The sequence below is a fragment of the Pseudomonas sp. CGJS7 genome (genome assembly GCF_036961695.1).
In genome coordinates, this window is record NZ_JBAMDI010000083.1 from 36,585 (window position 1) to 50,818 (window position 14,234).

Annotated in this window: 16 protein-coding genes; 14 read left to right on the forward strand and 2 right to left on the reverse strand. The window is 68.2% G+C overall.

Annotated elements, in window-relative coordinates:
• Positions 1-34 precede the first annotated feature (34 nt).
• Entirely contained in the window at positions 35-358 is a 324-nt protein-coding gene (locus V7787_RS35185) for a hypothetical protein (RefSeq protein ID WP_336092012.1), read from the reverse strand.
• Positions 359-735: 377 nt separating this feature from the next.
• A complete protein-coding gene (locus V7787_RS35190; protein ID WP_336092014.1) occupies positions 736-1,734 on the reverse strand; it encodes a TolB family protein in 999 nt (332 codons plus the stop codon).
• A gap of 202 nt (positions 1,735-1,936) precedes the next feature.
• On the opposite strand from V7787_RS35190, the gene V7787_RS35195 reads away from it, so the two are divergent.
• From V7787_RS35195 to pal, 14 genes are all read left to right on the forward strand, one after another.
• Positions 1,937-2,530 carry an esterase/lipase family protein gene (locus V7787_RS35195; RefSeq protein ID WP_336092016.1) on the forward strand — a complete coding sequence of 198 codons (594 nt, stop codon included), beginning with the start codon at positions 1,937-1,939 and terminating at the stop codon, positions 2,528-2,530.
• Between the two features lie 112 nt (positions 2,531-2,642).
• Positions 2,643-3,374, forward strand: a complete 732-nt coding sequence (locus V7787_RS35200; protein WP_336092018.1) for a YebC/PmpR family DNA-binding transcriptional regulator — start codon at positions 2,643-2,645, stop codon at positions 3,372-3,374.
• A gap of 92 nt (positions 3,375-3,466) precedes the next feature.
• Positions 3,467-4,030 (forward strand): crossover junction endodeoxyribonuclease RuvC, encoded by a 564-nt coding sequence (ruvC, locus tag V7787_RS35205; RefSeq protein WP_336092020.1) that lies wholly within the window; start codon positions 3,467-3,469, stop codon positions 4,028-4,030.
• 168 nt (positions 4,031-4,198) lie between these two features.
• Positions 4,199-4,789 (forward strand): Holliday junction branch migration protein RuvA, encoded by a 591-nt coding sequence (ruvA, locus tag V7787_RS35210; RefSeq protein WP_336092021.1) that lies wholly within the window; start codon positions 4,199-4,201, stop codon positions 4,787-4,789.
• A 34-nt stretch (positions 4,790-4,823) separates the two neighbouring features.
• Positions 4,824-6,776, forward strand: a complete 1,953-nt coding sequence (locus V7787_RS35215; RefSeq protein WP_336092022.1) for a potassium transporter Kup — start codon at positions 4,824-4,826, stop codon at positions 6,774-6,776.
• A gap of 174 nt (positions 6,777-6,950) precedes the next feature.
• A complete protein-coding gene (locus V7787_RS35220; protein WP_336092023.1) occupies positions 6,951-7,400 on the forward strand; it encodes a cupin domain-containing protein in 450 nt (149 codons plus the stop codon).
• A 96-nt stretch (positions 7,401-7,496) separates the two neighbouring features.
• A complete protein-coding gene (gene ruvB, locus V7787_RS35225; protein ID WP_336092025.1) occupies positions 7,497-8,534 on the forward strand; it encodes a Holliday junction branch migration DNA helicase RuvB in 1,038 nt (345 codons plus the stop codon).
• Positions 8,535-8,577: 43 nt separating this feature from the next.
• Entirely contained in the window at positions 8,578-9,036 is a 459-nt protein-coding gene (gene ybgC / locus V7787_RS35230) for a tol-pal system-associated acyl-CoA thioesterase (RefSeq protein ID WP_336092026.1), read from the forward strand.
• A gap of 264 nt (positions 9,037-9,300) precedes the next feature.
• The gene (gene tolQ / locus V7787_RS35235) at positions 9,301-9,966 is read left to right on the forward strand and encodes a protein TolQ (RefSeq protein ID WP_336092041.1); all 666 of its coding nucleotides are present in this window, start codon (positions 9,301-9,303) and stop codon (positions 9,964-9,966) included.
• Between the two features lie 88 nt (positions 9,967-10,054).
• A complete protein-coding gene (tolR, locus tag V7787_RS35240; protein WP_336092027.1) occupies positions 10,055-10,501 on the forward strand; it encodes a protein TolR in 447 nt (148 codons plus the stop codon).
• On the forward strand, positions 10,498-11,445 hold the full coding sequence (gene tolA, locus V7787_RS35245) for a cell envelope integrity protein TolA (RefSeq protein ID WP_336092028.1): 948 nt from the start codon (positions 10,498-10,500) through the stop codon (positions 11,443-11,445). The genes tolR and tolA overlap by 4 nt, the downstream gene beginning before the upstream one ends.
• Complete coding sequence (locus V7787_RS35250) at positions 11,445-11,909, forward strand: hypothetical protein (protein ID WP_336092029.1); 465 nt, start codon at positions 11,445-11,447, stop codon at positions 11,907-11,909. Before tolA ends, V7787_RS35250 begins: the two co-directional genes overlap by 1 nt.
• A 220-nt stretch (positions 11,910-12,129) precedes the next feature.
• A complete protein-coding gene (gene tolB / locus V7787_RS35255; protein WP_336092030.1) occupies positions 12,130-13,449 on the forward strand; it encodes a Tol-Pal system beta propeller repeat protein TolB in 1,320 nt (439 codons plus the stop codon).
• Positions 13,450-13,543: 94 nt separating this feature from the next.
• Complete coding sequence (gene pal / locus V7787_RS35260; RefSeq protein ID WP_336092032.1) at positions 13,544-14,065, forward strand: peptidoglycan-associated lipoprotein Pal; 522 nt, start codon at positions 13,544-13,546, stop codon at positions 14,063-14,065.
• The last annotated feature ends 169 nt before the right edge of the window (positions 14,066-14,234 follow it).

The window sequence follows — 14,234 nt, forward strand, 5'->3', positions numbered from 1 at the left end:
GTGAATGTTCAGGTGCGGCCGGCGTCGCGGCGGGCTAACTCGCTAACCGCAGCAGATCGCGCATCTGCTCGAACAACTGGGAACTGCTCGCCGGCGCCCAGGCCTGGCGCTTGCTCTCGCCGCAGCGGCAGTCGATGCGGTCCTGGCCGATCAGTCCGGACGGCGAGCGCTGCAGCAACCGCGGGTAATCGCGGCTGAGGCGGTGTTCGATCCGGTCGAAGTAGTCGTGGATCGGATGCAGCAGCGCGGCGTGGCGGCGCTGATCGCAGGGCGAGACCGGGGCGTGCATGGCCACCGCGGCCAACAGCGCCGAAGCGAGCACATTGACGATGGGCAGGGCAGGGTGGCGAAAGGCCATTACGCAGTGCCGACGCGAAGAGTGGCGCGCATCCTGAAGCGGGCCGGTGGTCGCATAATTTGCGTTACGTCACACTAATAAGGGTTTGCCGTTCCAAGTTTGTGCTTAAGTGATGCGCATCACTTTTTAACTTGTCTAAGGATTTCCAAAGGACTTGACTAGTTTCAAGTGCTACAAAATTTCCTGATGCAGTTCGCGTTCAGTTTTATCGCTCGGCGCGACCGTGCGCGGAAGTGTGATTGCGGTCTGGCTTAGCTGACCGTTTGTAACCCCGCGCGGCCGGAGCCGCGCCATTGCGGTCGCGGCGACAGGTCCGGGCTGCTTAGACAGGTCGAGCGCAAGCGCCGCATCGTTGCGGCGCTTGCGTCCGACCGACCTCAGCCCTCGGCCTGGATACCGTGCTCGCGCAGCAGCGGCGCGATATCGAAACGCCACAGGTTGCGCGAGCCGTTGAGCGGCTGGCCGACGCGCGCGGCGATGTCGCCGACCCGGTCGGGTTTGGCCTTCGGAAACGCCGCCGTCTGCGGGCGCATGCTGGTGGCGAAGATCTCGCCGAACGCGCGGCCCAGGGTCGGCGCGTTTTCCAGCCACACCGAGTTGACCTCGCCCGGCAGCGCGATCGGCTTGCCCCAGCCGCCTTGGGCGTCGCGGAAGACGATGTAGATGTCGGCCGCGCCGCGCGAATCGCCTTCGTTGCCGGCGAACAGCATGAAGCGTTCTTGCGGGTCGATCGCCGGGTCCATGCGGTTGGCCTTCGGGCCGACGCCGACGTCCAGCCGTTGCGGCGCGTCCCAGCCCTCGCCGTTGCGCTTGGCCAGGTACAGCTGATTGACGCCGCCGGAGTCCTCGCGCACCGCGGAGAAATACAGATTGCCGTTGGCCGCGACCGAGGGATTGAACACCGCCACGCCGCGATTGACCTCGCCCGGGATGTGCACCGGCTCGCCCCAGCCTTCGCCGCGCGCCTCGACGTACCACAGGTTCGCGCCAGGGAAGCTCTGGCCGCCGCGGACCGTGGTCAACGGCGCCGCGTCCGGCGTCGGCGGCCGGTTGGAGACGAAGTACAGGCGCTTGCCGTCCGGCGCGATATGCGGCTCGGAGTCGCGCCACACGCCGGAGAACGGCGCCACCCGCACCCGCGCCCAGCCGTCGCCGACCCGGTCGGCGAGCAGGATCGCGGTGTCGGCCGAGGCGTAGTCGCCGCGCATGAAGTACAGGTGGGCGCCGTCGCGGGTCAGGGTGGCGCTGGTTTCGTTGGCGGCGGTGGAGACGCGGCCGGGGCCGACCAGTTCGCCTCGCGGCGCTTGCGCGAACGCGGAGGCGGCGGTCAGGGCGGAGAGTGCGAAGAACAAGGCGTGGTGAGCGATCGACGGCATGCGTGCGAACCTTCGCGAAAGGAACGCAGACGCTAGGGCAAGGCCGAACGCCTCGCTGGTGCTTGAAGTCACCCTGGCGGCCGGCATACGGCGGCGCGCGGAGCGGCGCTTGGATCGCGCGCGCCGCGGCCCGATATTGGTAGCAACTCCGGTCGCGGCGAGGAACGCAATGGCCCCATCTCCGACAACCCGCAGGGTGGTGATGTTGCACGGCATCTGGATGCCGGGCGTGTCGATGGCCTGGCTGGGCGCGCGGCTGTCGGCCGCGGGTTTCCAGCCGGAGGTGTTCGCCTATGCCGGCGCCGGCGGCGGCCCGGAGGCGACGCTGCCGCGGCTGATCGAAACCCTGCAGCGCGGGCCGGTCCACGTACTCGCCCACAGCCTAGGCGGCCTGATCACCTTGAGCGCGTTGGGCGAGCGGCCGGAATTGCCGGTGCGGCGGGTGGTTTGCCTGGGCTCGCCCCTGCTCGGCAGCTCGGCCGCCGACGGCATCGCCCGCCATGCCTGGAGCGCGCCGATCCTGGGGCGCGCGGCGAAACTGCTGCACGAGGGCTGCCCGCCCTGGCGCGGGCAGGCCCAGGTCGGGCTGATCGCCGGTTCCAATCCGCACGGCCTGGGCCGCTACTTCGGCCGCTTCGAAGGCGAAAGCGACGGCACCGTGGCGGTTTCGGAAACCCGCCTGCCGGGCCTGACCGAACACGCGGTGATCCCGGCCAGCCACAGCGGCCTGCTGTTTTCGGCCCAGGCCGCGCGCATGGCCGAGGCGTTTTTCCGTCGCGGCCGCTTCGGCGACTGAGCGGCCGGCGGCGAAAATCGCCGGGCCGGCGGCGATCGGCGTTTTCGAGTCCAGGCGTCGGCCCGTTCGGGTAAAATCGCCGGCTTGTTCAGACAACACGTCCGGTAACGCCATGGGTAGAGGTCCGTCGATCGAAGCACGCAAGAACGCCGAAGACGCGCGTCGCGGCAAGATCTTCACCAAGATCATCCGCGAGATCAGCGTCGCCGCGCGGCGCGGCGGCGGCGATCCGAACAGCAACCCGGGACTGCGCACCGCGGTCGACAAGGGCCTGTCGGCGAACATGACCAAGGACGTGATCGAGCGCGCGATCAAGAAAGCCACCGGCGCGCTGGAAGGCGTGGAGTACGAAGAAATCCGCTACGAGGGCTATGCCCCCGGCGGCGTGGCGGTGATCGTCGACTGCCTGACCGACAACAAGGTCCGCACCGTCGCCGACGTGCGCCATGCCTTCGGCAAGTTCGGCGGCAACCTCGGCACCGACGGCTCGGTGTCCTTCATGTTCGCCAAGCGCGGCGTGCTGTGGTTCGACGCCGGCGCCGACGAAGACAAGATCACCGAAGCGGCGATCGAAGCCGGCGCCGACGACGTGGTGGTCTATCCCGAAGACGGCTCGATCGACGTGCTGACCGCGCCCGACGCGTTCGCCGCGGTCAAGGCGGCGATGGAAGCGGCCGGCCTGACCCCGGGCCAGGCCGAGATCACCTATCGCGCCGACAACAACATCGCCGTCGCCGGCGAGACCGGCCAGCAGGTGGTCAAGCTGCTGAATTGGCTGGAAGACATGGACGACGTGCAGAACGTCTATTCCAACGCCGATCTGGGCGAGGATGCGTATGCGTAGTGGCGGCACCCGGGAAAGCGCGCGGGCAGCGGGGTGTAGCGCTCCGGCTGCCGCGGCCGGCTTCCCGACCGCCGCGTCGCGCTGACGCTCCGATGACCACTGTCCACCCCTCATTTTCCAAATCCGGCAGCGTGCGCATCCTGGGCATCGACCCCGGCTCGCAACGCACCGGCGTCGGCGTGATCGATGTCGCCGGCGACGGCCGCTGCACGTACGTGCATGCGCGCGCGCTCAAGCTGCTGGATGCGGAGGATTTCCCTTCGCGCCTGGGCTTGCTGTGCGAAGGGCTGGAAGCGGTGCTCGATGAGTTCCAGCCCGACCAGGTGGCCATCGAAACCGTGTTCATGGACAAATCCGCGACCTCCGCGCTCAAGCTCGGCCATGCCCGCGGCGCGGCGCTGGCGACGGTGGTGCGGCGGCGGATCAAGATCAGCGAGTACCCGCCGCGGGTGATCAAGCAGTCGCTGGTCGGGCGCGGCGCGGCCGACAAGCAGCAGGTCCAGCACATGGTGCGGCTGTTGCTGAATCTTCCCGAAGTGAAGCTGCAGGCCGACGCCGCCGATGCGCTTGCGGTGGCGCTGACCCATGCCCACATGAGCGCTACGGCCCAACGCACCGGCATCGCCACCCATCAGCTGCGCAGGCGCGGAGCCTGAGATGGCCCGCGCGAGGGCGGTGGCCGCGGCGTGCGCCGCGCGCGGGGTAGGGTTCCGTGCGCGCGGCCGCGTTGTGTGGGGCGCAGGCCTAGTATTTTTCCCGAATCCCCAGATCGTCCGCCGGCGCGCCGCGCCGGCCCGGACGTCTATTCCGTTTGGAGCTTGCCCGTGATCGGTCGTCTCAAAGGCATCCTGGTGCACAAGCAGCCGCCGTGGCTGGTGGTCGACGTGCACGGCGTGGGCTATGAGCTCGAAGCGCCGATGAGCACCTTCTACGACCTGCCCGATATCGGCCGCGAAGTCGCCTTGTTCACCCATTACGCGCAGAAAGAGGACAGCGTCTCGCTGTACGGCTTCCTGCGCGAGGCCGAGCGGCGCTTGTTCCGCGACGTGCAGAAGGTCAGCGGCATCGGCGCCAAGATCGCCCTGGCGGTGCTGTCGGGCGTGCCGGTGGAGGAATTCGCGCGCTTGGTCCAGACCGGCGACGTCACCGCGCTGACCCGCATTCCCGGCATCGGCAAGAAGACCGCCGAGCGCATGGTGGTGGAACTGCGCGACCGCGCCGCCGATCTGGCCGGCGTCGGCGCCACCCTCGGCACCGGCGCGTTGCCCGGCGACGCGCAAAGCGAAGCGGTCATCGCCCTGCAGCAACTGGGTTACAAACCGGCCGAAGCCGCGCGCATGGCGCGCGACGCCACCGCCGCCGGCGACGATGCCGCCGCCATCATCCGCAAAGCGCTAAAGTCCGCGCTTCGTTGAGCCAAGGCGGGCTTCCGCCACGGAACTACGCGAAATGTCTTCTACCGTTCCTTCTTCTTCCGGCAAGAAAGCCGCTCACGGCCACTCGGCCGCGAACGGACACAACTCCGGCCATCACGGGTCGAAACAGGGGCTTCCCGGGTTGGTCGTCGGCGCTATTGGCGTCGTCTTCGGCGACATCGGCACCAGCCCGCTGTACACGCTGAAGGAAGCCTTCTCGCCGCATTTCGGCCTGACCGGCAACCACGACACCGTGCTCGGCATCCTGTCGCTGGTGTTCTGGGCGCTGATGATCGTGGTCACGCTGAAGTACGTGACCATCATCATGCGCGCCGACAACGACGGCGAAGGCGGGATCATGGCGCTGATGACCCTGGCCCAGCGCACCCTGGCCAAGGGCGGGCGCTCGGCTTACGTGGTCGGCATCCTCGGCATTTTCGGCGCGTCGCTGTTCTTCGGCGACAGCGTCATCACCCCGGCGATTTCGGTGCTCGGCGCGGTCGAGGGCCTGGAAGTCGCCGCGCCCGGGCTGCACCGCTTCATCGTGCCGATCACCGTGGTGATCCTGGTGATGGTGTTCCTGGCCCAGCGCTTCGGCACCGAGAAAGTCGGCAAGGTGTTCGGGCCGATCACCATGATCTGGTTCGTGTCGCTGGCGGCGATCGGCATCTACAACATCGTCCAGGGCCCGGAAGTGTTCAAGGCGCTGGACCCGCGCTGGGCGATGCGTTTCTTCATGGAGCACGGCTCGCACTCGGTGCTGATCCTCGGCGCGGTGGTGCTGGCGGTGACCGGCGGCGAAGCGCTGTACGCCGACATGGGCCACTTCGGCGCCAAACCCATTCGCTACGCCTGGTACACCATGGTGCTGCCGTGCCTGATGTTGAACTACCTCGGCCAGGGCGCGTTCGTGCTGCACCACCCCGAGGCGGTGAAGAATCCGTTCTTCGAAGCGGTGCCGTCGTGGGCGCTGTATCCGATGATCGTGCTGGCGACGATGGCCGCGGTGATCGCCTCCCAAGCGGTGATCACCGGCGCCTACTCGGTGGCGCGTCAGGCCATGCAGCTGGGCTATATCCCGCGCATGCAGATCAAGCACACCTCCAGCGACACCATCGGCCAGATCTACGTGCCCTACATCAACTGGGTGCTGGCGATCTGCGTGATCGGCGTGGTCCTGGCGTTCCGCAGCTCGACCGCGCTGGCCACCGCGTACGGCATTTCGGTCGCGACCACGATGCTGATCGACACCTTGCTGCTGGCGCTGGTCGCGCGCGCGCTGTGGCCACGCTGGCGCAAGTGGGTGTTGCCGCTGTGCGTGGTGTTCTTCGCCGTCGACGTCGGTTTCGTCATCGCCAACGGCGCCAAGTTCTTCCAGGGCGCGTGGTTCCCGGTGGTGCTGGGCCTGGTGGTGTTCACCCTGCTGCGCACCTGGCGCCGCGGCCGCGAGCTGCTGCACGAGGAGGTGCGCAAGGAAGGCATCCAGCTCGACAGCTTCCTGCCCGGCCTGATGCTGGCGCCGCCGGCGCGGGTGCCCGGCACGGCGATCTTCATGACCGCCGACAAGGGCGTGGTGCCGCACGCGCTGCTGCACAACCTCAAGCACAACAAGGTGCTGCACGAACGCAACGTGTTCCTGACCGTGGAAACCCTCGGCGTGCCGTACGCGCCCAAGGACAAGCGGCTCAAGATCGAGGCGATCGGCAACGACTTCTATCGCGTGCTGATCCGCTTCGGCTTCATGGAAGTGCCCGACGTGCCGCTGGCGCTGATGCGCTCCTGCGATGCCGGCGGCATCTACTTCGATCCGATGGATACCACCTATTTCGCCAGCCGCGAAACCGTGGTCGCCAGCCGCCACCGCGGCATGCCGATCTGGCGCGACCGCCTGTTCGCCTTCATGCACCGCAACGCGGCGCCGGCGACCGGCTTCTTCCGGATTCCGGGCAACCGTCTGGTCGAATTGGGCGCGCAGGTCGAGATCTGACCGGCGCGGCGGCGACGCCGCGCTATCGGCCCGTTGTCATACCGGCAAGCCGCATCGCAGGAACGCTGCGGTGCGCGCGGCGGCCCGGGAAATAACCGTTCCATCGGCAACGGCGACGCGCGCGGCGCGCGCGCCTAGCCTCGTGGCGATTCCATCGACCTACGAGGCTCAGACATGTCCGATTCGCGCGCATTCGTCGTCCAACAGGCCGACGCCGAAACCATGACCGGCAACGGCACCCAGTTGTGGCTGCTGGCCGACGCCAGCGACTGCTGCGGCGCGCTCGGCGCCAATCGCCTGCGCCTGCAGCCGGGCGCGGCCGGCGCGCGCCCGCATCTGCACAAGCGCTCCAGCGAAGCGTTCTACGTCCTGGAGGGCGTGCTGGAAATGCAGATCGACGGCGAAACCGTGCGGGTGGAGCAGGGCGGCTATGCGGTGATCCCGCCCGGCGTGGTCCATTCCTTCGCCGCCACCGCCGGCGAGGTCGCCGACGTTTTCATCACCCTGACCCCGGGGGTGGAGCGCTTCGAGTACTTCCGCATGCTGCCGAGCATCCTGCGCGGCGAGGTCGATGCGCAGACTCTGGCGAAAGTGCACGAGCGCTTCGACGTGCATTTCGTCTGAGCCGCGGCCGGGCGGGGCGGTCGCGCCGGCCCCCGCGTCCGGCCGATCGGCGCGCCAAACCTAGGTCCGCGCGCCGTCCCATGCGAACATATCGGCATGAACGATCCGCGCATCATCGCCCCCGGCGCCACCCGCGAAGACGAAGCCATCGAGGCCTCGATCCGGCCCAAGCGCCTGGACGAGTACCTGGGCCAGCAACCGGTGCGCGAGCAGCTCAAGATCTATATCGAAGCGGCCAAACACCGCGGCGAGGCCATGGATCACGTGCTGATCTTCGGCCCGCCCGGCCTGGGCAAGACCACCCTGAGCCACGTGATCGCCAACGAACTCGGGGTCAATCTGCGCCAGACCTCCGGCCCGGTGATCGAAAAAGCCGGCGATCTGGCCGCGCTGCTGACCAATCTGCAGCCGCACGACGTGCTGTTCGTCGACGAAATCCATCGCCTCTCGCCGGTGGTGGAGGAAGTGCTGTATCCGGCGATGGAGGACTACCAGATCGACATCATGATCGGCGAAGGCCCCGCGGCCCGCTCGATCAAGCTGGATCTGCCGCCGTTCACCCTGATCGGCGCGACCACCCGCGCCGGCCTGCTGACCGCGCCGCTGCGCGACCGTTTCGGCATCGTCCAGCGGCTGGAGTTCTACAACGCCGAGGAACTGACGCGGATCGTGCGCCGTTCCGCGCAGATTCTCGGCATCGCCTGCGCGCCCGAGGGCGCCGCCGAGATCGCCCGCCGCTCGCGCGGCACCCCGCGCATCGCCAACCGGCTGCTGCGGCGGGTGCGCGATTACGCCCAGGTCCGCGCCGGCGGCCATATCGACCGCGACACCGCCGATGCGGCGATGGCGATGCTCAAGATCGATCCGGAGGGTTTCGACGATCTCGACCGGCGCCTGCTGCGGATCATCATCGAATCCTTCGACGGCGGCCCGGTCGGGGTGGAATCGCTGGCCGCCGCGCTCAGCGAGGAACGCGGCACGCTCGAGGACGTGGTCGAGCCGTATTTGATCCAGCAGGGCTATCTGATCCGTACCGCGCGCGGCCGCATGGCCACGCCGCGCGCCTACCGCCTGATGGGCCTGAAGCCGCGCGCCGACAGCGCCGGCCTGTTCGATCAGGAGCCCGAGCTGTGAGCGCGACCGCCGCGCCCGGCCCGCTGTCGCGAGGAACCCGCGCTTGAGCCCCCAATCGCCGACGCCCCATACCGAATCCCAGCTATTCAGTTGGCCGACACGCGTGTATTGGGAAGATACCGACGCAGGCGGGCTGGTGTACCACGCCCAATACCTGGCGTTTCTGGAGCGCGCGCGGACCGAATGGGTGCGCGCGCTGGGTTACGGCCAGGACGGTTTGCGCCGCGATCACGGGCTGTTGTTCGTGGTCGCCGGCATGCAGATCGGCTTTCTCAAGCCGGCGCGATTGGACGATGCGCTCGAAGTCACGGTGGAACTGCGGCGCTGCCGCCGCGCCAGCCTGATCTTCGCGCAGACCGTGCGCCGCGGCGAGGAGCAGTTGATCGCCGCCGAGGTCCGGGTCGCGGCGGTGGACGCAGAGCATCTGCGTCCGTGCGCGATTCCGCCGGTGCTGCTGGCGCAACTGCAGGCGCAGGAAGCGCCGGGCGAAACCCAAGGCTGAGCGGCTCGCCGCGAGTGCCTTCGGCTTCACCGCCACCCGTGTAAAAAATCCACCGTTGCAACCCCACCACACCCCGCGGCTCGTTGACTCCCCACGGACCGCGCAGCCCCACCACTGGCCCGCGCATCGGGCTACGGAGAAACAAGCATGACGTCATCGCCGATCGCGCTTCTGGCCACGACTGTACAAGCCCTGCCGGAGGAAGCCGCCCAGGCCGTGACCCAAGGCGCCGCCGCGGCCGGCAACGCCACCGCCGCCTTCAATCTGTGGGATCTGGTGATCAAGGCCAGCCTGCCGGTCCAGTTCATCATGCTGCTGCTGGTGATCGCCTCGATCACCTCGTGGATCATCATCTTCCGCAAATGGAAGGTGATCCGCCGGGCCAAGGCCGAGGCCGACCATTTCGAGGAGCGCTTCTGGTCGGGCGCGGAGCTGTCCAAGCTCTACGCCGGCACCACCGAACGCGCGCGTTCGATCGGCGGCCTGGAAGCGATCTTCGAAGCCGGCTTCCGCGAGTTCAACCGCATCCGCCAGCGTCGCGGCGTCGACGCCCGCGCCCAGCTCGAAGGCGCCCAGCGCGCGATGCGCGCGACCGGTTCGCGCGAGATCGACGGGCTTGAGCACAACCTGGAACTGCTGGCCAACATCGGCTCGACCTCGCCCTACATCGGCCTGGTCGGCACCGTGTTCGGCATCATGGTGACCATGCATTCGCTGGTGTCGGCATCCAAGCAGGTCGGCATCGCCGACGTCGCCCCGGGCATTTCCGAGGCGCTGCTGGCCACCGCGATGGGCTTGTTCGTGGCGATCCCGGCGGTGTGGGCCTACAACCGCTTCGCCACCGGCGTGGAGCGCCTGGCGGTCCGCTACGACGCGTTCTCGGAAGAGTTCTCCTCGATCCTGCAGCGGCAGGCGCACCTGGACGAGTGATGCGGCCCACGCCGACCACTTCGCCCAGCCCGCGCCCCGCGCGGCCGCCGCAATCGCGGCGCCGCCTCGCGTAACCAGAGGAACCGCCATGTCCGGCACCATCCGCCGCCCGCGCAAACGCAAGCTCAAGTCCGAGATCAACGTCGTGCCTTACATCGACGTGATGCTGGTGCTGCTGATCATCTTCATGGTCACCGCGCCCCTGCTCACCCTGGGCGTGGACGTCGAGCTGCCTAAATCCAACGCCAAATCGATGGCCACGACCAACGATCCGGTGCTGGTCCAGGTCGACGACCAGGGCAACTTCTTCTTGGCGGTCAAAGCCGGCAAGAAGGAAGCGGTGAGCGCGCAAACGCTCGCCACCAAGGTCGGCGCGCTGGTCAAGCAGAACGGCAAGGAAAAGCTGCAGGTCGTGATCGCCGGCGACGGCCGCTCCAACTACCAGCCGATCATGGATGCGATGAACATCCTGCAGAACGCCGGGGTGGAGAAGGTGAGTCTGATGAGCCAGCCCGAGAAGAGCGCCAAGCAATGAGGGAAAGCCGCGCCGATACGGTGCAAGCCGTGCTGCTGGCCGTGCTGTTGCACGGTCTGCTGATCGCGGCGTTGATCCTGAGCGTGCTGTTCAACTGGAACAGCGGGCAGGTGTCGGCCGCCGGTTCGCCGATGTCCACGGAGCTGACCGAGGTCAGCGATCTGTCGGCGGCGATGCAGCGCACCCTGCGCACCAAGGTCAAACCGGTCGAACCGCTGCCGCAGCCCGAGCCGGACGACGCCGCGCCGCTGCCGCAGCCGATCGAAGAACCCAAGCCGCAAGACGCGCCGGTGCCGCAGCAGCAGTCGCCGCAGGATTTCATCGCGGTGCCCGACGACACCAGCCAGGAGCAGGTGGTCGACACGCCCACGCCCAATCGCGCCGAAGAACAGAAGATCCAGGAAGCCAAGGCGCGCCAGGAGCAGGTCGACCTGACCGAACAGAAGCGTCAGGAAGAGGCGCAGCAGCAAAAGCGTCTGGCCGAGCAGCAGGAAAAGCTTAAAGAGCTGGAAAAGATCCGTGCCGAGCGCGCCAGGCTGCAGCGCCAGACCGATCTGGCCGAACAGAAGCTGCAGCAGATCGCCGACTCGCGCGCCGCCACCGCCAGCCAGAACGCCGCCGCGGCAACGCCGGCGCCGGCGGGCAATCAGGGCGTCGACGCCGGCCTGGCCGCGCGCTACGCCGCCGCGTTGCAGGCCGCGATCGTGCAGAAATGGACCCGCCCCGACAGCGTGCCGCTGGGCGCGGGCTGTCGCCTCAACATCCGCCAGCTGCCCGGCGGCAGCGTGATCGCGGTGGAAGTGGTCGAGCCCTGCGGTTACGACGAACAAGGCCGGCGTTCGATCGAAGCCGCGGTGCTCAAGGCCCAGCCCTTGCCGTACGCCGGTTTCGAGAAGGTCTTCTCGCGCAACCTCAACGTCAACTTCCGCGCCGAGGACCGTTGATGGCCACGCGCGCGCTGCTTGCCGTTGCCGCCCTGACCGTGCTGGCCGCGCTCGCGCCGCCCGCGGCGGCGCAGCGCAATCAGCAGATCGGCCTGGACTGCCAGTCCGATCCGCAGCGCTGCATGCCGGAAAACCAGATGCGCTATTACCAGGAACTGCGCGACAGCATCCTGCAGCACTGGCACCCGCCGTCCAGCGTCGCCGCCGACAGCTTCTGCGCCCTGGACCTGCGCCAGGCGCCGGGCGGCAAGTTGGTGTCGGTGCAGGTGGCCGAGCCCTGCGACCTGGACGCGGCCGGCCGCAGCCTGCTGCTGGCCGCCGCCCGCGACGCCAGCCCGCTGCCGTACACCGGCTACGAACAGGTGTTCCGGCCGCAGCTGCGGCTGAGCCTGCGCGCCCAGGAACCCGATTCGGCCGAAGACAGCCGACCCAAACGCTGGTGGAGACGTCTGCGCGAGCGCTGAGACAGGCGCTGCGACCCGTCCGGCCGTCGGCTGGCGGTGTTGTGCCAAAAACCGAGCGAAATGGCGGATTTCGCTGCATATCCGCGCCATTGGCGGCCGATTTGCCTCGTCCGGCAAGCCGCGAATGCAAATTGACGCCGGTTTTTGAGCCCACGTTCACCCAACAGCGTTAACAATGCCGAACCTGAACAAACCCCCGTTGAACCCCCACGGAGTGCCGATGAAACGACCCCTGCGCTGGCTGGCCTCGATGCTGGCTCTCCTGCTTCCCTTCGCCGCCGCCGCCCAGCAGCAAGGGTTGGAGATCGACATCGTCGGCGGCAACGCCTCGGCCACTCCGATCGCGGTGGTGCCGATGCCGTACCAGGGCGGCGCCGCGGCCCCGCCGACCGACATCGCCGAGGTGGTGCGCAACGATCTCAACCGTTCCGGCCAGTTCCGCGGCCTGCCGGTCGAGCAGATGACCGCCAAGCCGACCAAGGGCAGCGAAATCAGCTACCCGGATTGGCGCGCGCTCAACCAGGACTACATCGTCGTCGGCCGGGTGGTCGATGCCGGCGCCGGCAGCTACCGGGTCGAGTACGAACTGTTCGACGTGGCCAAGCAGCAGCGCCTGCTCGGTTTCGCCCTGACCGCGCGCGCCAACGCCATGCGCGATGTGGCCCATCAGATCGCCGATGCGGTGTACGAGAAGATCACCGGCGTGCGCGGCGCGTTCTTCACCCGCATCGCCTACGTGACCGCCACCGGCACCGGCCGCGGCAGCAATTTCGCGCTGATGGTCGCCGACTCGGACGGCTTCAACCCGCAGACCGTGGTGCGCTCGCCCGAGCCGCTGGTGTCGCCGTCGTGGAGCCCGGACGGCAACAAGCTGGCCTATGTGAGCTTTGAGGGCGGCAATTCCTCGATCTACATCCAGAACATCGGCACCGGCAGCCGCGAGCTGATCGCCAAGTTCCGCGGCATCAACGGCGCCCCGGCGTTCTCGCCGGACGGCCGCCGCCTGGCCCTGACCCTGTCGCGCAGCGGCAACCCGGAAATCTACGTGATGGACCTGGGCAGCAAGGCGCTGACCCAGCTGACCAACCACTTCGCCATCGACACCGAGCCGACCTGGTCGGCCGACGGCAGCAAGATCTATTTCACCTCCGACCGTGGCGGCAAGCCGCAGATCTACGTGGTTTCGGCCAGCGGCGGCGGCGCCACCCGGGTGACCTTCCAGGGCAGCTACAACGCCAGCGCCGACGTGTCCTTCGACGGCAAGAAGATGGTCACCGCGCAGGGCGCCGGCAGCACCTACCGGATCGCGATGATGGATTCCAGCCTCGGCTCGCCGCGCTGGACCACTTTGTCGCCCGGTTCGCTGGACGAGTCGCCCAGCTTTGCCCCGAATGCCTCCATGATCATTTATGCTGCGCGCGAAGGACGCCGTGGCGTGCTGTATGCCGTTTCAGCCGATGCCCGGGTGCGCCAGCGCCTGGTGCTGGCCGACGGCGACGTGCGCGAACCGGCCTGGGGACCTTACCGGCTGCCGCGCTGACGCGCCCGCCGACCCCACGCGCGGATCGCGCCACACGCCTGCCGAACCCCCCGAACGACTCCTGCCCCACGTTACAAACTGACGAGGAATACCCATGAACAACGCTGCCCGCATCCTGCTCACCGCCGTGCTCTGCACCGCGGCCGTCGCCTGCTCGAAGAAGGTCAAGGAAACCCCGGTCGACGCCGGCCCCGGTTCGACCACCACCACCCCGGGCGGCGAAACCGGCCCGACGGCTTCCGGCGCCTACGGCCCGAACGACCTCGACACCGACGCCTGCCTGCGTCAGCGCGTGGTCTACTTCGACCTCGACCAGGATTCGCTGAAGCCGGAATTCCAGGCCATCGTCGGCTGCCACGCCAAGTACCTGCGCGACCGTCCGTCCTCGCGCATGACCCTGGAAGGCAACGCCGACGAACGCGGCAGCCGCGAGTACAACTTCGGTCTCGGCGAGCGCCGCGGCCAGGCCGTGTCCTCGGCGATCCAGGCCAACGGCGGCTCGGGCAGCCAGATCACCGTGACCTCCTACGGCGAAGAGCGCCCGGTCTGCACCGACTCCAACGAAGACTGCTGGGCCAAGAACCGTCGCGTCGAAATCGTCTACACCGCCAAGTAATCGGCCGGTAACGCGATTGCCCGCAGACCAACGAAGGCTTACCAGCGATGCGTAAATTCGCACTAGCCTTGGCGATCGTGGGGGGGGGGTTTGGTTCCCCCCCCCCCCCCTCCCCCCCCCCCCCACTCCCCCCCCCCCCCCCCCCCTCCCCACCCCCCCCCCCCCCCCA